The organism is Chitinimonas sp. (genome assembly GCF_036568685.1).
Lineage (GTDB): Bacteria > Pseudomonadota > Gammaproteobacteria > Burkholderiales > Chitinimonadaceae > Chitinimonas.
Genome location: NZ_DATCSC010000145.1, coordinates 1 through 17,457, shown reverse-complemented (window position 1 = coordinate 17,457; position 17,457 = coordinate 1). Strand labels below are relative to the sequence as shown.

Here is a 17,457-nt window from a genome sequence, read left to right as displayed (position 1 = left end):
CGGCTACGACGACGCGCCGCTGCATGCTCCGACTGCTGCTCATTTTCTGTCTGCTGCTCCTGGTACCGCTACAGGCAGCGGAGCTGCGCTTGCGGCTTGGCGTGATCGCGGTCCCACCCTATGGCTACGAGAATGACCAGGGGCAACCCGATGGCGCCTTCTACCAGTTGAGCCTGCAAGTGACCCGCCAGGCCGGCCTGCCAGCCGACGCTGCACTCTACCCACCGGCCCGGCTGTATGCACTGATGCAACATCAGCAGCTGGACCTTGCCATCAGCAGCCTGCGGCTGGACCAGCAGATGGGCATGAGCAACCTGGGCAAGCTGATGCAGATGGAGGGCGTGCTGCTCTACCGGCGGCAACTTCCCATCACCCCGCACACCCTGGCCGATTTCAAGCCCTATCTGATCGGCAGGCTGACCAACAGCTGTCCGGTGCTGCAACGCGAAGGTCACCGGTACTATGATTTGAGTGATTACAAGCAGGGCATACGCATGCTGGCTGCTGGCCGGCTGGATGCCCTGTGTGGTGACTCCGGCGCGGTGGGGCATGTAATGCGTAGCGAATTCGGCGGCAAACAGCCCTTCGCACCGCCCTTTGTCTTCCTCCGTACCGACGTCTTCCTGTTCGCCAACCCGGCGCTCAGCCCGGAAGTACGCAACAAGCTGGCGGCCAGCGTAGCTGGCCTCAACCGTGAAGGAGAGACCTTGCGCATCGTAGGCCGCTATCTCGCCCAGGGCGCCGCCAATGCGGCGGGCAAGCAACCATGAGCACCGAGACCCTGCGCAAGCAGATCGCCGATTGGCGCGCGCAACAACCGTCAACGAGTGTGGAGGGCCTGATCCGCTGGACCGTGGAAGGCCTGCCAGCCGGCTGGATACGCCCGGCCATGGCCAGCCGCCTGCTGGAAAGTGGCCTGTTCCTGCAGATCGAAGGCGGCCTCACGCTCAATGACGAACTGGGCGGCCCGATCAGTCGCAGCCACGCCCTGCAACTGTTGGCCGAAGTCCTGCGCGGCGAGGGTTTGCTGCAGGGCTGGCGTAGCGAAGCCTACGACTGGCTGGACGACTGGGGACGGGTCCGCTTCAGCCTGGAACGCAGTGCCTTCCGCCCCTTGGGGCTATGCAGCCGTGCCGTGCACGTGAACGGCTATGTCGAAGATGGCGGCCTATGGCTGGGTCGCAGGGCGACCCACAAGGCGGTAGACCCAGGCCGGCTGGACAACCTTACCGCGGGTGGCATTGCCAGCGGCGAAACAGTCGAGGATTGCCTGATCCGCGAGCTGGCCGAAGAAGCTGGCATTCCCGCCTGGCTGGCCGGTTTTGCCCGCCCTACCGGCATGGTCCGCTCACGCCGCCTCGAACCGGACGGCCTGCACGACGAACTCCTTTACTGCTACGACCTTGCGCTGCCGGCCGACTTCGTCCCGACCAACACCGATGGCGAGGTCAGCAGCTTCGAATTACTGGACCCCTTTGCCGTTGGTCATCGCCTGAACGACATGACCTGGGATGCGGCAGCCGTCACCGTGGAGTGGCTGGGGCGCTGGGTGGAAGGCGAAGTATAGGGTTCGGCCGGCACTGCGCCGGAGGCGCCCGGGGGCACCCGCCAGGAGTAGGCCGAAGTAATAAGTCACCGGAAGGTGGCAACGACTTCGCTCACCCAGGCGCTCATCAGTGGTGAAGCCCGAGACGGTGGCCCAGCCCTTTATCGCCCCCCCTCCGCCCCCGCCTAGCCGCTTTGCCTCGACCTTTACCAAGCGCCGGTAGGACTTGATTCCACACAAGCTTGGCAGCCGTCGCGCTCGCTGTCCTGGTCGTCGCGGGGCATAATTGCGGCCGGCTTATATTGCGTAGAAGGCACACCATGTCGCAGATCATCACCGTAGCGGGCAGCCAGTGGGACGGTAGTCAGTTCTCCGAACAGCCGCAGACGCTGCTGCATGAGCTCGAGTCCGGCAAGGTGCTGTACTACCCCACCCTGAAGTTCGCACTGAGCCCGGCCGAGCAGGCCCTGCTTGATCCGCGCTACGCCGACCCCAAGCGCAAGAACATCAGCCTGGAACCGGATGGCCAGACCCTGCGCGGCGTGGCGGGCGATGCCGCCCAGACCGAGACGGTACGGGCCATGATGGCCCGCTTCCAGGCCGACGCCCGCCATCTGATCGAATGGCTGTGCGCGCCCTACCTCGAACACCTGCGCCCCGCCCCCACCAGTCTGCGGCTACACCGGGTCGAGACCCGCCAGACCTCCTGGCGCAAGGATGACAGCCGGTTGCACGTGGACGCCTTCCCCTCCCGACCGTTGGCGGGTGAGCGCATCCTGCGCGTGTTCATCAATATCCACCCAGGCAGCGAGCCACGCGTCTGGCGCGTAGGCGAACCCTTCGAGACGGTCGCCAAGCACTTCCTCCCGCGCCTCGCTGCCCCCCTGCCCGGCAGCGCCGCCCTGCTCAAGGCGCTCAAGATCACCAAGAGCCGCCGTACCGCCTATGACCACTACATGCTGGGCCTGCACGACGCAATGAAGGCCGACATGGACTACCAGCAGCGCTGCGGCCAGGAAACCATGCCCTTCCCACCCGGCTGCGCCTGGGTCTGCTTCAGTGACCAGACCTCGCACGCGGTGATGAGCGGCCAGTTCATGATGGAGCAGACCTACTTCCTGCCGCCCAAGGCCATGGCCTTCCCGGCGCTGTCGCCGCAGAAGGTGTTGGAGGGCTTGTTTGCAAGGGCCCTTGTGTGAGCCTGCTTGGATTCACCCACAGCGCGTGACGGATGAAAGCAGCGAAGCGCCCGGAGGACCCGGGCGTTTTGCATTTCTGGATGAGGAAAGAGCGGCTCACATCTTTATCGAGCCCCTGCCCCTCCCGCAGCTTTGCAGGCGCAGGTTCTAGGCGCTAAAACGCCAGGAACTCTGGCAGCCGCTCCACCGGTGGGGGACCTCGCTGCGCTCGCGGCGGCAGCGCGCACACCGCGGACAACGAAAGTACCCACGCGGGCGCATTCGGACCAGAGTTGCCGTACGTCGCTTAAAACAACGAACCCTGCTCCACCGGCGCTTCGCTGACCACGGCGCCGGCTTCGCCCTGGGCGAAGCGCAGGCGCAGGTATTGGCCGCCGCGCAGGGTGGCAGCGTCGCGGACCAGTTGGCCGTCGCGGGTTTCGACCAGGCTGTAGCCGCGGGCCAGTACGGCTTCCGGGTTCAGCGCCGTCAGGCGGTCGGTGAGGCGGTCCAGGCGTGCTTGGCGGCGTTCGCCGTTGCGCAGCAAGGTCTGTTGCAGGCGCTGTTGCAGTTGTTCCAGTTCACGCCGCGGCACGGCCGTACTCGGCTTGAGTACCTGGTGGCGTTGCTGCAGTGCATGCAGGCGCCAGTTGGCCAACTCCTTGTGGCGCTGTACCGCCCGTTGCAGGTCCTGCCTGGCCCTGCTCAGCCGCTCGCCCTGCAAGCGCAACCGCTCGCCCGGGTGCACCAGCCGCCGCGCCAGGAAGTCCAAGCGCTGCATGCGGCTCTCCAGCCGCTGGCTGGCGACGCGCTGCAAGCGGCCCTGCCACTGCCGCAGCAAAGCGATCTGCGCACTACGGTCCGGCGCCACCAGCTCGGCCGCGGCGGTCGGGGTGGGCGCGCGCACGTCGGCCACAAAGTCGGCAATGGTGAAGTCAGTCTCGTGCCCGACCCCGCTGACCACCGGTACCGGGCAATCGGCAATCGCGCGGGCCACCACTTCCTCGTTGAAGGACCACAGATCCTCGATGCTGCCGCCGCCGCGGCAGACGATCAGCACGTCCACCTCGGCACGGCTGCCGGCCGCCCGTATCATGGCCGCCAGCTTGTCGGCCGAACCCTCGCCCTGCACCGGCGCAGGGTAGAGATAGACCGGCAGCTGCGGTGCCCGGCGTCGCAGGGTGCTCAATACATCGCGCAGCGCCGCCGCCTTGGTCGAAGTGACAATGCCCACGGCGCGCGGTGCAGCCGGCAGCGGCCGCTTGCGTGCCGGTTCGAACAGGCCCTCGGCCGCCAGCCGCTGTTTGAGCTTCTCATAGGCTTCGTACAAGGCGCCCAGCCCGGCCGGGCGCATGGCCTCGATATTGAGCTGGTAATCGCCACGTGCTTCGTACAGGGTCACCACCGCACGCGCCTCGACCTTGAGCCCTTCACGGGGCTTGAAGGGCAGCAACATGGCGCGGTTGCGGAACATCACACAGCGCACCTGGGCACCGGCATCCTTGAGCGAGAAATAGCAGTGCCCGCTGGCTGCAATGGTCAGGTTGGAAATTTCGCCACTGACCCACAGTTGCGGCAACTCCCGCTCCAGCAAGCCCTTGACGGCGCGATTCAATTCGGTAACCGACCAGACCGGCGTCGGGCTTGACAGCATGTCGTTCATTTGGTCTCTGAGAGGCGTTTCATCCACATTGGCGAATATTGCCTGCTGTTGATGGTGAAATTTGACACACGTGTTACAGTGAACACTTAAATTATTGTTTTAAAAGAATTTATTTGTTTCGCTCTTTTTTTGGGCAAGCTAACAAAACACAGCCGGCACGGGCCTTTTCGGCCCGGATGCCAAGCTTACCCACACTTTTATCCACAGGCTTTGTGCACAAGCCCCGAATCCCTTATCGCCACAGGGGTTTAGCTGCCATATGACACATGCAAGGCTTGCCGGCCCCCGGCCACGCAGCTAAAGTGACGCGGTTTTTCTAGTATCCAGGACCCCGCTCCATGCTCGCCATTATCCAGGCTGCCGGTTGGCCGATCTACACGATCATCTTCGCCTCCATCATTGCGGTGGCCATCATCATCGAACGCCTGGTCACCCTGCGCCGTTCCCAGGTACTGCCCGATGGCCTTTTGGCCCTCACCGTACAGGAGCTCAAGCAAAGCGGCGTCACCGCCGACATGCTGACCCGGCTGCAGGCAAACTCCCCGCTCGGCCGGGTGCTGGCTGCCGGTCTCAAGAACGTCAAGAGCACCCGTGAGATCATGAAGGAATCGATCGAGGAAAGCGGCCGCGCAGTCGCCCACGATCTGGAACGCTTCCTGACCACGCTGGGCACCATCGCCACCGCCTCGCCGCTGCTGGGCCTGCTTGGCACCGTGATCGGCATGATCGAGATCTTCGGCGCCCAGTCGCCAGCCAGCGGCACCAACCCCGCGGTACTGGCGCATGGCATCTCGGTGGCGCTCTACAACACCGCCTTCGGCATCGTGGTTGCCGTCCCGGCCCTGGTCTTCTACCGCCACTTCCGCAGCAATGTGGACAGCTTCATCGTCGAGATGGAGCAGCAGGCCATCAAGCTGGTGGAAGTCGTCCACGGCGAACGCGGCTAAGAAGGAAGAACGATGAACTTCCGTCGCGGCCGCTACCGGGAAGAGCCGGAAATCAACTTCATCCCCTTGATCGACGTGATGCTGGTGATCCTCATCTTCCTGATGGCCACCACCACCTACTCCAAGTTCGCCGAACTCAAGATCAACCTGCCCACCGCGGCGTCCGACAAGCAGGATGCCAAGGCCCAGGAGATCGAGATCGCCGTGACCAGCGGCGGCGGCTACGCCATCAATGGCCAGCGCATCGCCTATCATGGTGCCGAGGAACTCGCGGCCGAGCTGCGCAAGCAGGCCAAGGGGCAGGATCCGGTGATCGTGATCAATGCCGATGGCAACGCCAGCCATCAGTCGGTGGTCAACGTCATGGAAGCTGCCCGCATGGCGGGCTATGGCCGGCTGACTTTCGCTACGCAGACACCCCAGTAGTCCAGCGCGCAGCGTCAATCCACACCCGAATTCCCGCCCCCGGCGGGAATGTTTTTTTGTAGCGCCGAAACCATCATGCAGACGCCCGCCTACTGGCAAACCCGCTTCCCCGCCTGCCTGCTGCTGCCCCTGAGCGCCCTGTTCAGTGCCTTGGCGGCGTTGCGCCGTGGCCTCTATGCGCTGGGTGTTTTGCGGCAACGTCGCCTGCCGGTATCGGTGGTCGTGATCGGCAACATCACCGCCGGCGGTGCCGGCAAGACGCCCACCGTGCTGTATCTCGCCGAGCAGCTGCGCCGCCATGGCCGCAAGCCCGGCATCTTGAGCCGCGGCTACGGTGGCAGCGAGACCGGCCCTGCCGAAGTACCAACGGACGGCACCGCCAGCCGCTATGGCGATGAACCCGCCCTGCTGGCCCGCCGCAGCGGCTGCCCGGTCTTCATCGGCCGTGATCGCCATGCCACCGGCCTCGCCCTCCTGGCCCGACACCCCGATGTAGACGTGCTGCTTTGCGACGATGGTCTGCAACACTACCGTCTGGCGCGCGATGTCGAGATCGTCGTCGTCGACGGTAGCCGTGGCCTGCAGAACGGCTGGTTGCTACCGGCCGGTCCGCTACGCGAGACGGCCGGCCGGCTGGCCCGCTGTGACGCCCTGCTGGTCAACGGCGCAGCGCAAGTCCCCATTCCCCCGCACCCACGCCGTTTTGATATGCGGCTACAGCCGGCGGCAGCCTGGCGCCTGAAAGACCCCGCCGAGCGCCGACCCTTGGCCGACTTTGCCGGTCAGCCGCTCGCCGCCCTGGCCGGCATAGGGCACCCGGCGCGCTTCTTCGCCACCCTTGCCGCCGCCGGTCTCCAGCCCAGCCAGCATTCCTTCCCGGATCACCACCACTACACCGCTACCGACCTGCAAGCCATACAGGGCGGGGCTTTGCTGGTTACCGAGAAGGATGCGGTCAAGCTCACCGCCCTTTTGTCTGCGGGCGAATTGCCGCACGGTGGTAATATTTGGGCTGTTCCGGTCGAGGCGCAGATCGCCCCCGACCTTGCCGATTGGCTGATCGATCGGCTGCACACTGCAAAGAGTAAAGATGGACGCAAAACTGCTTGAAATACTGGTCTGCCCGATCTGCAAAGGTCCGCTGTTCCACGACAAGACCCGCCAGGAACTGATCTGCCGCGGTGACCGCCTGGCCTTCCCGGTCAAGGATGGCATCCCGGTCATGCTGGAGGGTGAAGCGCGCGAACTGCCGGCCGACGAGGAAGTGGGCCAGTGAGCTTTATCGCGCTGATTCCGGCCCGGCTCGCCTCTTCCCGCTTCCCGGAAAAGCCGCTGGCCGACATCGGCGGCAAGCCCATGGTCATCCGCACCATCGAACAAGCGCTGAAGAGCGGCGCCCACAGCGCCCACGTCGCCACCGACGACGCCCGCATCCACGACGTGGTCCTGGCGCACGGCTATTCGTCCCTGATGACCCGTAGCGACCACGCTTCCGGCACCGAGCGGCTGGCCGAAGCGGTCAACCTGCTGGGCCTGCCGGACGACGCCGCCGTGGTCAATGTGCAGGGCGACGAACCCCTGATCGAACCGGCCCTGATCGACGCTGTTGCGCAAATGTTGCAGCGCGACGAAAAACTCCCCATGACCACGGCCTGCCACGCCATTGCAAGCGCCGCGGACATGTTCAACCCCAATGTGGTCAAGGTCGTGCTTGACCACGCCGGCCGCGCCCTCTACTTTAGCCGGGCACCGATCCCCTACGCCCGCGACGCCTTCAACCAGACGCGCGAGGTGCTGCCGACCGACCTACCTGTCTACCGGCATATCGGCATCTACGGCTACCGCGCCGGCTTTCTGCGGCAGTACAGTACCCTGACCCCCACTGCGCTGGAGCAATTCGAGGCGCTGGAACAGCTGCGCGTGCTCTGGCACGGCTACCCGATCGGCGTCGCCGTCATGGGCCATGGCCCGGAGGCCGGCGTAGATACCCCGGCCGATCTGGAGCGGGTCCGCCAGCGCTGGGCCGCCCAGGCAGCCCAAGGCTGAACTACCTATTGGCGCGGTCCCTTGACCGCACCTCAAAGCATCAACCATGTTGGCGTCCGCTAGCGCCAACATGCTTTAAAGTATTTGAATAAACCAACGAAATCAGGACTCCTCCGATGCGATTGATACTGTTGGGCGCCCCCGGCGCCGGCAAGGGCACACAAGCCACCTTCATCAAGGAAAAATTCGGCATTCCGCAGATCTCCACCGGCGACATGCTGCGTGCCGCCGTCAAGGCCGGCACCCCGCTGGGTCTGGAAGCCAAGGCCATCATGGATGCCGGTGGCCTGGTGCGCGACGACATCATCATCGGCCTCGTGAAGGAGCGCATCGCCCAGCCGGATGCCGCCAAGGGCTTTCTGTTCGACGGTTTCCCGCGCACCATTCCGCAGGCCGACGCCCTGAAGGAAGCCGGCGTGGACATCGACTATGTGGTCGAGATCGACGTGCCCGATAGCGAGATCGTCGAGCGCATCACCGGCCGCCGCAGCCACCCGGGTTCGGGCCGTGTCTACCACGTCAAGTTTGCCCCACCCAAGGTCGCCGGCAAGGATGATCAGACCGGCGAAGACCTGGTCCAGCGCGATGACGACAAGGAAGAAGTGGTCAAGAAGCGCCTGGCCGTCTACCACGAGCAGACCGAAGTACTGGTTGGCTACTACGGCAAGCTGGCCCAGTCCGGCGACCCCAGGGCACCCAAGTACGTCAAGGTTGCCGGTGTCGGTGAGGTCGATGCCATCCGCGACAACGTCTTCAAGGCCCTGGGCGCCTGATAGCCCTAGCAGGATGCAACGACAGACAGGCGGGGATATCCCCGCCTGTTTGCATTTCGGCCCTACGTAACAAGCGTCCAACCGGAACCGACCGCCCCTACCCCGGTCTTTGCATCAACAGAACGAATAACAAGGACATCGGATGTACCACGGCGAGCGCTTCAACAGCATCACCCATCTGCTCGGCTCCGGCTTTGCCATCGCCGGCCTGGCGGTACTGGTCACCCTCGCAAGCCTGCAGGGCGATCCCTGGAAGATTGTCAGCTTCAGCATCTACGGCGCCATGCTGGTCGTGCTCTACCTGGGCTCCACGCTCTATCACAGCATCAAGCACCCGCCGACCAAGGCCGTGCTGCAGAAGATCGACCACTGTGCGATCTACCTCCTGATCGCTGGCACCTACACCCCCTTCGCCCTGGTCACCCTGCGCGGCGGCTGGGGCTGGACCCTGTTCGGGCTCAATTGGGGCCTGGCGCTGTTCGGCATCATCCAGGAGCTGACCCTGGGCCGCCGCACCCGTCTGCTCTCCATGATCCTCTACGTGGTCATGGGCTGGCTGGTGCTGATCGCCATCAAGCCCCTGATCACCGCCCTACCCAGCGCCGGCCTCGCCTGGCTGGCCGGCGGCGGCATCGTCTACAGCCTGGGTATCTACTTCTTTCTCAATGACGAGCGGGTGCCCCACTACCACGGCATCTGGCATTTGTTCGTCCTGGGCGGCAGCCTGTGCCAGTACGTTAGTATCCTTTTTTATGTGGCTTAGTCTCGAGAAGAGGTGAATGCAGGTAATGCGCCCAGGGAACCTGGGCGCTTAACGTGAGCGGGTTCTGAAACAGCGGATACTTCCTTTATCGCGCCCCTGCCCCCTCCGCCCCCGCCCGCCGGCGGGGGGACCTCGCTGTGCTCGTGGGCGTTTGCTCACAGAACACGAGCACTTAATGCACGGGCAAGTGCACCAAATCACTAACAAGTAAGCATATCGCTTGCAAACTCAGTATTCCGGCAACCGTCGGCCAGGGCGGCGGAGTCAGGCTTTTCCGACTACAATTCGCGCGTTTCCAAGCTGGGAGTCCGTCATGCGCCGCCTGCTGCCGCCCGTCCTGCTGAGCCTTGTCACCTTCGCGGTCAACGCCGCGGAGAGCGGCATTGAGCTCGCGGTCACCATCAAGGCACCGGTTGCCAAGGTCTGGCAGGCCTGGACCACCAGCGAGGGCATCAGCAGCTTCTTTGCGCCTGAGGCGCACGTCGAGGCCAAGCCGGACGGTCCCTTCGAGGTCTATATGGACCCCTACGGCGAGCCCGGTCTCAAGGGCGCCGACACCATGAAGGTGCTGGCCGTGGAGCCCGAAAAGCTGCTGTCCTTTACCTGGAACGCGCCGCCGCACCTGCCGGCCGCGCGGGCGCAACGTACCGTGGTCATCCTGCGCTTTGCGCCGGAGGGACAGGATACCCGGCTCAGCCTCAGCCATGTGGGCTGGGGCAGCGACGGTGAATGGCCCAAGGCCCGCGCCTATTTTGAAAAAGCCTGGCCTAACGTGCTCAAGAACCTGCAGACGCGTTTTGAGACCGGCAAGCCACAGGACTGGACCCAGTGGCGCGAACAACTCAAGCAATGGCACGCCAGCGAGGCGGCTAAGAAATCCTAACCATCCCCGAGACCTGACATGACCGTAAAGAACGCCTTCTACGCCCAATCCGGTGGCGTGACCGCCGTGATCAACGCCAGCGCCGCTGGCGTGATCGAGACCGCACGCCAGCATGGCGACAAGATAGGCAAGGTCTACGCCGGCCGTAACGGCATCATCGGCGCACTGACCGAAGACCTGATCGACACCTCACTGGAATCCGCCGAGGACATCGCCCGCCTCAAGCACACCCCCTCGGGCGCCTTCGGCTCCTGCCGCTACAAGCTCAAGAGCCTCGATACCCACCGCGAGCAGTACGAGCGGCTGATCGAAGTCTTCAGGGCCCACGACATCGGCTACTTCTTCTACAACGGCGGCGGCGATTCAGCCGACACCTGCTACAAGATCGCCCAACTGTCCGAAAAGATGGGCTACCCCATCCAGGCCATCCACGTCCCCAAGACGGTGGACAATGACCTGCCCATCACCGACTGCTGCCCGGGTTTTGGCTCGGTCGCGAAGTACGTGGCCACCTCCATTCGCGAGGCCGGCTACGACGTCGCCTCCATGGCCAAGACCTCGACCAAGGTCTTCATCCTCGAGGTCATGGGCCGCCATGCCGGCTGGATCACCGCCGCCTGCGGCCTGGCCGCCGAGCAGGAAGGCGAAGGTCCGCACATCCTCCTGTTCCCCGAAGTGGAGTTCGACGAAGCTGCCTTCCTGGCCAAGGTCAAAGCTACGGTGGAGAAATACGACCACTGCGTGATCGGCGTCTCCGAAGGCATCAAGAACAAGGACGGCCAGTTCCTCAGCGAAACCGGTCTCAAGGATGCCTTCGGCCATGCCCAGCTCGGCGGTGTCGCCCCCACCATCGCCCAACTGGTCAAGGACAAGCTCGGCTACAAATACCACTGGGCCGTGGCCGACTACCTGCAACGCGCCGCCCGTCATATCGCCAGCAAGACCGACGTCGAGCAGGCCTACGCCCTGGGCCGGGCCGCCGTGGAGATGGCCATGGACGGCAAGAACTCGGTCATGCCCGCCATCCGCCGCCTGAGCGACGCTCCCTACCGCTGGGACATCGCCGAAGCCCCGCTGTCGCAGGTCGCCAATGTGGAGAAATTCATGCCGCGCGACTTCATCACCGAAGACGGCTTCCATATCACCGAAGCCTGCCGCCGCTATCTCTCGCCGCTGATCGCCGGCGAGGACTACCCGCCATTCAAGAACGGCCTGCCCGACTACGTCCGCCTGCAGAACCTCGCCGTGGCCAAGAAGCTGCCCGAGTTCAAGCTGTAGAACCTGCGAGCCATACGCAGGGGCGTTCACCCCCTGCAGAGAACAGGCACCACTCCCGGACACCAGCCTTGCGGCTGGTGTGCCGGCTTGGCTTTGCAGCGGTGGCTGCATAAGCTTCACACATGAGCACCCACCCCGGCCCATCCGCAGCCTCTGTGCGAGACGTCGCCGACGCCGGCACGCCGCAGTTCTTCATCTCGCTGGTCAACACCGGCCGCGAGCCATTCCTCCTGCAGCATTGCCACACCTCCTCGGCCTGCGGCTGGGTACAGGAGCCCATCCCCGGCGAGTGCATCCTGCCCGGCGGCGAACGCGTCTGGTGCGGCATGCCCTGGGATATGGGCGAGACCATCACACTCGATCTAGTCCTGCACACCCCATCGGGTGCCGCCATCGCCATCCATTTCTCGCGCCGGCACCCGGCGCCGGCCGAAGCCAGCCTGGAGCTATCCCAAGGCCTGCAGGGTCAGGCCGAGTTGCAGCGCGCAAGCTCCAGCAGCCCCTTCTACATGGTCACCGTAGGTGCTTGAGGCGTAGCCAAGAAAAAAAGCCACCGCAAGCGGTGGCTTTTTTTGAGGTAGCGGCCTTAGCCCGCCAGCGCCGCGCTCAAGCGCTCGCGCCGTGCCGCCAGCGGTGCCGGCAGACGGTCGGCAAGCTTGGCCAGCCACTCGGCATGGGCCGCCAGCTCGGCTCGCCAGGCCTCGGCGTCAAGCTGCATCAGCGCTGCAAACTGTGCTGGCGTCACTTCATCCAGGCCACGCCAGTCGATGTCCTCGTAACCCGGCATCCAACCCAGCACACTCTCCTGCGCCTCGGCACGCCCCTGCACGCGGTCTACCATCCACTCCAGCACCCGCATGTTCTCGCCAAAGCCAGGCCACAGGAACTTGCCGTCCTCGCCCACGCGGAACCAGTTCACGCAGAAGATGCGCGGTGCCTGCGGCAGGCGGCTGCCAACCTCCAGCCAGTGCCGGAAGTAGTCACCCATGTGGTAACCGCAGAAGGGCAGCATGGCGAAGGGGTCGCGACGGGTCTGGCCCTGCGCGCCCATGGCGGCAGCGGTGGTCTCCGAGCCCATGGTGGCGGCCATATAGACACCAGACTCCCAATCAGCCGCTTCAAACACCAGCGGCACGGTGGAGGAGCGACGACCGCCGAAGATAAAGGCCGAGATCGGCACACCATTGGCATCGTCCCAAGCGGCATCGAGCGAGGGGCACTGGCTGGCCGAGACGGTGAAGCGGGCATTGGGGTGCGCCGCCTTGCGGCCGGTCTCGCGGGCAATCTCCGGTGTCCAGTCCTTGCCTTGCCAGTCGATCAGATGGGCCGGCGCTTCCTTGCTCATACCCTCCCACCACACGTCGCCGTCATCGGTCAGCGCCACATTGGTGAAGATCACGTTCTCGCGCAGCATGGCCATGGCATTCGGGTTGGACTTCTCCGAAGTACCCGGCGCCACACCGAAGTAGCCATTCTCCGGGTTGATGGCATACAGCTTGCCGTCGGCACCCGGCTTGATCCAGGCGATATCGTCGCCCACCGTGGTCACCTTCCAGCCCGCGTAGGTCTTGGGCGGGATCAACATGGCGAAGTTGGTCTTGCCGCAGGCGCTGGGGAAGGCCGCCGCTACATAGGACTTCTCGCCCTTGGGGCTTTCCACGCCCAGGATCAGCATATGCTCGGCCAGCCACCCCTGGTCACGCCCCATGGTGGAGGCAATGCGCAGCGCAAAGCACTTCTTGCCCAGCAGGGCGTTGCCGCCATAGCCCGAGCCATAGGACCAGATCTCGCGGGTCTCGGGGAAGTGGACGATGTACTTGGTGTCCTTGTTGCAAGGCCAGGCCACGTCCGGCTGACCCTTGGCCAGTGGCGCGCCGACGCTATGCACGCAGGGCACGAAGTCGCCATCCTTGCCCAGTACGTCGTAGACCGCCCGCCCCATGCGGGTCATGACACGCATGGAAGCAACCACATAGGGGGAATCGGTCAGCTCGATGCCGATGTGGGCGATATGCGAGCCCAGTGGCCCCATGCTGAAGGGGATCACGTACAGCGTACGGCCGCGCATGCAGCCCTCGAACAAACCGTTCAGCGTCTGCCGCATCTCGGCCGGCGCCATCCAGTTGTTGTTGGGGCCGGCGTCTTCGCGGCGATCGGCACAGACAAAGGTGCGGTCTTCCACCCGAGCCACATCCGAAGGGTCGGAGAAGGCTGCGTAGGAATTGGGGCGCTTGGCCGGGTTGAGCTTGACCAGGGTGCCGGCCGCCGTCATCTGCGCCAGCAGCCGCTCATTCTCCTCGTCGGAACCATCCACCCAGTGGATGGCATCGGGCTGGGTCAGGGCGGCAACCTTGGCAACCCAGTCGATCAAGGCTTGGTGTTGGACGTAAGCGGGGGGAGCGAACTGCATGGAATCCTCTGCATTGGTAGCTGAGATCCACCCGACTACGCCAAAATGACTGCGCCGGGCAGAGACTTTCCCACTAATTCTCGCAAATTCAGACGGATAAGTCCCCAAAAAAAGTAGCAAGCAGATGCTTGACTACCTTGCAGACCCTATCTACAAGCGCCCCGGATGCCATAAAAAAAGCGTGGGGCCTAAGCCCCACGCTCCCGTTTCCGACTACTTGTTCGCTTAGAACTTGTAGTTGGCGGTCAGGCGGTAGTAACGGCCGCGCAGATCGTACTGGGTGAAGTCGAAGCCATTGCTGGCGTCCGAAGCATCGTAAGGCGGAATGCGGTTGAACGCATTCAGTACCGAGAAGGCCACACCAAGGTGCTTGTTCACGTCGTAGTTGGCGTAGAAGTCGGTGGTGACTTGACCGGCTACGCGGTCCTGGCCATCAGCCTGCTGCTGTTGCCAGCCCGAGGTGTAGTTCAGCTTGACCTTAGTGGTCCAGTCAGCCTTGTCCCAACCCAGGGTGAGGCTACCCTTGGTCCGCGGCAGCGAACCGTAACCGTTATTGCCGGCGTACTCCACCGCTTCCTCGCCCAGTGCCGGCGGGGTCTTGTAGGACATCAGGTAAGTCACGTCCAAGGCGGTGGTGAAGCGGCCGTACTCGGTTGCCTTGGAACGATAGGTCAGGTTGATGTCCGTACCCTTGGTCTCGACATAGGCCAGGTTCTTATAGCCCGAGGTAATGTACGAGATGTTCTGGGTGACCGGGTCACGCACGATGAACTTGGCAAAGGCCGGGTCAGTTTCGTGGTTCTCGATGAACTGGAACGAGTCAGACGAAACCAGATCCTTTTGACGAATCTTATAGACGTCCAGGCTGGCGTTAAAGTTCGCCGAAGGCTCGATCACGATACCGATGTTGTAATTGCGCGAGTGTTCGGCCTTCAGGTCCGGGTTGCCGGTGTAGACACCTGCGATATTGAAGGACTTACCCCTTTGCGACGCGGTAGGGTGATTGCGGTCGATAACCGAGGTAAAGAAGGTCGCGCTGGAACGCGAGTTTTCTGCCAAGGTCGGTGCACGGAAGCCTTTGCCGGCCGAAGCGCGGAACAGGATTTCCTTGATCGGGGTCCACTTCAGGCCCAGGGCTGGCGAGAATGCCGAACCGAAGTCGCTGTAATCGTCACCGCGGCCAGCCAGGGTCATTTCAAGGTTCTTGACAATGGGGGCGTTCAATTCGAAGAACACCGCCTTCACGTTACGCGAACCCGTAGTGGCAGTAGAACCCTGACCCAGCACCAGACCTTGCGTGAGGTTGGCATCTGGACGGTCATTCAGCGACTCGCGACGATAATCGAAACCCAATGCAGCGCCCAGGGCACCGGCCGGCAGTTCAAGCAGCTCGCCGGAAACCTTGGCATCGAAAGTGTCGAGTTTGGATTCGGCGACGCGGGTCACCGTCAGGCGCAACTTATCAGCTTGCCCGTTGGTGTTGGCGCCCGGGTTCAGGAAATTGTAGCTACCATCGGTGATCATCTGCTTCAACACAACAGCGTTCACGCGGTTGTAGTTGTCCTGATGTTCCTTGTTTTTGGCCGTGGTGACTGCGGATTCCCAGCTCCAGTCACCGAGGGTGCCCTTCAGGCCAGCCAACAGGCGGTAAGCGTCGGCCTTGATCTTGGCGCTACGCGGCCCAACGTCGAAGAAAGTGTAACCGATCGCGACCGGGGCCGCGTCCGGGTTGGACGGGTTGCCCACGGGCAGGCGGTAGTCTTCCACCGTCACACCACCCGTGGCCGGATTAAAGTGGATACCCGAGTTGGTGATAGCGGCAGGAGTAAAGGTTTGCTTGGTCTCAGTGGATGAAACAAAGGCTTCGGCAAAACCCTGCAGTCCTTCGCTGAAGTCGAAGGTGCCACGCAGGAAGCCGTTGGCGCGCTCAGTCTCCGGCAGCATGCTCAGGAACGGTGCCGGGTTGTAGGCACAGGCGGTACCATTCAGATCAAACAGCGAAGCATCCAGATTGACGCCAGGGCCAATACACTTGGCAAACGCTTCACGGTTCAGTCCACGACGGTAGGTACCCGCAGCGGTGGACCAACCGAACGTCCCGCCCGGCTTGTCACTGAAGTCCTGATTCTTGGTGGAATCACGGTCAGCCAGGGTGTTGCCGTCGCGGTGAAAGTAGTCGAACGAGGCCAGCACGTTGTAACGGTCAGTGGCCGGATCACCAATACCACCGGTCACGGCAACGTGGGTTTCACCCAGGTCGTTCTCGCTCGAAATACCGTAGCCACCGGACATTTCCAGGCCTTGGTAGTTCTTGCGCAGGATCACGTTCACCACGCCTGCGATAGCGTCGGAACCGTAAACAGCAGAAGCGCCATCCTTCAGGATTTCAACGCGCTCAATGGCCGAAGCCGGGAGGCTGTTCAGGTCGAAATAGGTATCTTGCAGGTTCTGTGCGAAACCGTAGTTGGCAGCACGACGGCCGTTCAGCAGCACCAAGGTGGCCTTCTGGCCCAGACCGCGCAGCGAAACGCCCGATGCACCCGGCGAGAAGGAGTTGCTGAACACTTCGTTGTAGCTGCCGCCGGTGTTGGCGCTAACGGAGCGCAGCACTTCGGCCACGGTGGCCTTGCCGCTCTGCTCGATTTCCTTGCGGGTCACAACGGTCACCGGCGAGGCGGTTTCCTTGCTGACGCGCTTGATGTTACTACCGGTAACTTCAATCTTTTGCGTTTCGGCGGCTTCTTCGGCCAGTACCTGGGTACCAGCGCTTACACCGATCATTGTTATCGCAAGTGCGAGATTTTTAATCTTCACTTCTATTGCTCCCCTAGACAGCTGATATGGATTGGCCCATTGCATTCAGATGCTTAACAAGAGTGCCGTGAGACCCAATTCGTACTCTGCCAACCGGTGATCGACCGGTTCCGCAGAGCGACCGGGAAAAGATAGCCCATACGTTGCAGACATGTGACGGAGAGCAGCAAATTCGGCAAAAGCCGTTGCTAGGTCACAACAAACCGAGAGAAATGAAAATATATGTATTCTTAATTACGTATTTTTTTCAACAACTTAACAACAAATTCGGCGCGCATGTAACCTTGTTGCAACAAATAAAAATACCAATTGGTATGTTAATTAGTATTTAATTTGTAGTTATATTTCACAAAATAGAAAGTTATTTCAGCCTTGCCCACCGCGCTCTATTCAGCTCATATGGTCGCTGTTTTATTGCGCATTAGCCCTGCCAACGCCGCACGTAGTTTCATTACCAATGCAGCGGGCATGCCGCTAACAGGCACTAGCGCGTCAGCACATCCATAACTGTGGCTATCTGGGTCAGATCAGGCTCGACCGGCACCAGCTCGCGCATGCTGCGCAGCCAGGTGATCTGTCGTTTTGCCAACTGGCGGGTAGCATAGATGCCGGTGTCGCGCAGCCCGGCGAGGTCGATCTCGCCCTCCAGGTACTGCCAGGCCTGTCGGTAGCCCACGCAGCGCATGGACGGCATGTCCGGGTCGAGCTCATAGTGGCGGCGTAGCGCCAC

At 62.9% G+C, this 17,457-nt stretch carries 16 protein-coding genes and 1 pseudogene; 13 read left to right on the top strand and 4 right to left on the bottom strand.

Annotation, left to right across the window (positions count from 1 at the left end; genetic code table 11):
• The first annotated feature begins 23 nt into the window (after positions 1 to 23).
• From VIM95_RS21150 to VIM95_RS21140, 3 genes are all read left to right on the top strand, one after another.
• On the top strand, positions 24 to 770 hold the full coding sequence (locus VIM95_RS21150) for a transporter substrate-binding domain-containing protein (protein ID WP_331989704.1): 747 nt from the start codon (positions 24 to 26) through the stop codon (positions 768 to 770).
• Positions 767 to 1,567, top strand: coding sequence for an NUDIX hydrolase (locus tag VIM95_RS21145; RefSeq protein WP_331989702.1), 801 nt, complete (start codon positions 767 to 769; stop codon positions 1,565 to 1,567). Before VIM95_RS21150 ends, VIM95_RS21145 begins: the two co-directional genes overlap by 4 nt.
• 299 nt (positions 1,568 to 1,866) lie before the next feature.
• Positions 1,867 to 2,745 carry a Kdo hydroxylase family protein gene (locus VIM95_RS21140; protein WP_331989700.1) on the top strand — a complete coding sequence of 293 codons (879 nt, stop codon included), beginning with the start codon at positions 1,867 to 1,869 and terminating at the stop codon, positions 2,743 to 2,745.
• A 286-nt stretch (positions 2,746 to 3,031) separates the two neighbouring features.
• Here VIM95_RS21140 and xseA read toward each other — a convergent pair whose 3' ends face one another.
• Positions 3,032 to 4,387: an exodeoxyribonuclease VII large subunit gene (gene xseA / locus VIM95_RS21135; protein ID WP_331989698.1), complete on the bottom strand. Its 1,356-nt coding sequence runs from the start codon at positions 4,385 to 4,387 to the stop codon at positions 3,032 to 3,034.
• Between the two features lie 338 nt (positions 4,388 to 4,725).
• Between xseA and VIM95_RS21130 the strand changes: the two genes are divergently transcribed.
• From VIM95_RS21130 to VIM95_RS21085, 10 genes are all read left to right on the top strand, one after another.
• On the top strand, positions 4,726 to 5,334 hold the full coding sequence (locus VIM95_RS21130) for a MotA/TolQ/ExbB proton channel family protein (protein WP_331989696.1): 609 nt from the start codon (positions 4,726 to 4,728) through the stop codon (positions 5,332 to 5,334).
• A gap of 12 nt (positions 5,335 to 5,346) precedes the next feature.
• Positions 5,347 to 5,760: a biopolymer transporter ExbD gene (locus VIM95_RS21125; protein ID WP_331989694.1), complete on the top strand. Its 414-nt coding sequence runs from the start codon at positions 5,347 to 5,349 to the stop codon at positions 5,758 to 5,760.
• 75 nt (positions 5,761 to 5,835) lie between these two features.
• The gene (gene lpxK, locus VIM95_RS21120) at positions 5,836 to 6,870 is read left to right on the top strand and encodes a tetraacyldisaccharide 4'-kinase (protein ID WP_331989692.1); all 1,035 of its coding nucleotides are present in this window, start codon (positions 5,836 to 5,838) and stop codon (positions 6,868 to 6,870) included.
• Entirely contained in the window at positions 6,851 to 7,036 is a 186-nt protein-coding gene (locus VIM95_RS21115; protein WP_331989690.1) for a Trm112 family protein, read from the top strand. The genes lpxK and VIM95_RS21115 overlap by 20 nt, the downstream gene beginning before the upstream one ends.
• A complete protein-coding gene (gene kdsB, locus VIM95_RS21110) occupies positions 7,033 to 7,806 on the top strand; it encodes a 3-deoxy-manno-octulosonate cytidylyltransferase (RefSeq protein ID WP_331989688.1) in 774 nt (257 codons plus the stop codon). Before VIM95_RS21115 ends, kdsB begins: the two co-directional genes overlap by 4 nt.
• Positions 7,807 to 7,922: 116 nt before the next feature.
• Positions 7,923 to 8,579, top strand: coding sequence for an adenylate kinase (gene adk / locus VIM95_RS21105; protein ID WP_331989686.1), 657 nt, complete (start codon positions 7,923 to 7,925; stop codon positions 8,577 to 8,579).
• Positions 8,580 to 8,721: 142 nt separating this feature from the next.
• Entirely contained in the window at positions 8,722 to 9,342 is a 621-nt protein-coding gene (trhA, locus tag VIM95_RS21100; protein WP_331989684.1) for a PAQR family membrane homeostasis protein TrhA, read from the top strand.
• Between the two features lie 313 nt (positions 9,343 to 9,655).
• Positions 9,656 to 10,225, top strand: coding sequence for an SRPBCC domain-containing protein (locus VIM95_RS21095; RefSeq protein WP_331989682.1), 570 nt, complete (start codon positions 9,656 to 9,658; stop codon positions 10,223 to 10,225).
• Positions 10,226 to 10,243: 18 nt separating this feature from the next.
• Complete coding sequence (locus VIM95_RS21090; protein ID WP_331989680.1) at positions 10,244 to 11,503, top strand: 6-phosphofructokinase; 1,260 nt, start codon at positions 10,244 to 10,246, stop codon at positions 11,501 to 11,503.
• A 122-nt stretch (positions 11,504 to 11,625) separates the two neighbouring features.
• Positions 11,626 to 12,033 (top strand): hypothetical protein, encoded by a 408-nt coding sequence (locus VIM95_RS21085; protein WP_331989678.1) that lies wholly within the window; start codon positions 11,626 to 11,628, stop codon positions 12,031 to 12,033.
• Positions 12,034 to 12,089: 56 nt separating this feature from the next.
• Here the strand turns inward: VIM95_RS21085 and VIM95_RS21080 are convergent, their stop codons facing one another.
• From VIM95_RS21080 to VIM95_RS21070, 3 genes and pseudogenes are all read right to left on the bottom strand, one after another.
• Entirely contained in the window at positions 12,090 to 13,913 is a 1,824-nt protein-coding gene (locus tag VIM95_RS21080) for a phosphoenolpyruvate carboxykinase (GTP) (protein ID WP_331989676.1), read from the bottom strand.
• Between the two features lie 225 nt (positions 13,914 to 14,138).
• Positions 14,139 to 16,694, bottom strand: a complete 2,556-nt coding sequence (locus tag VIM95_RS21075; RefSeq protein ID WP_331989674.1) for a TonB-dependent receptor — start codon at positions 16,692 to 16,694, stop codon at positions 14,139 to 14,141.
• Positions 16,695 to 17,211: 517 nt separating this feature from the next.
• Positions 17,212 to 17,457: pseudogene (locus VIM95_RS21070) on the bottom strand (tRNA (adenosine(37)-N6)-dimethylallyltransferase MiaA); the annotation flags it as partial.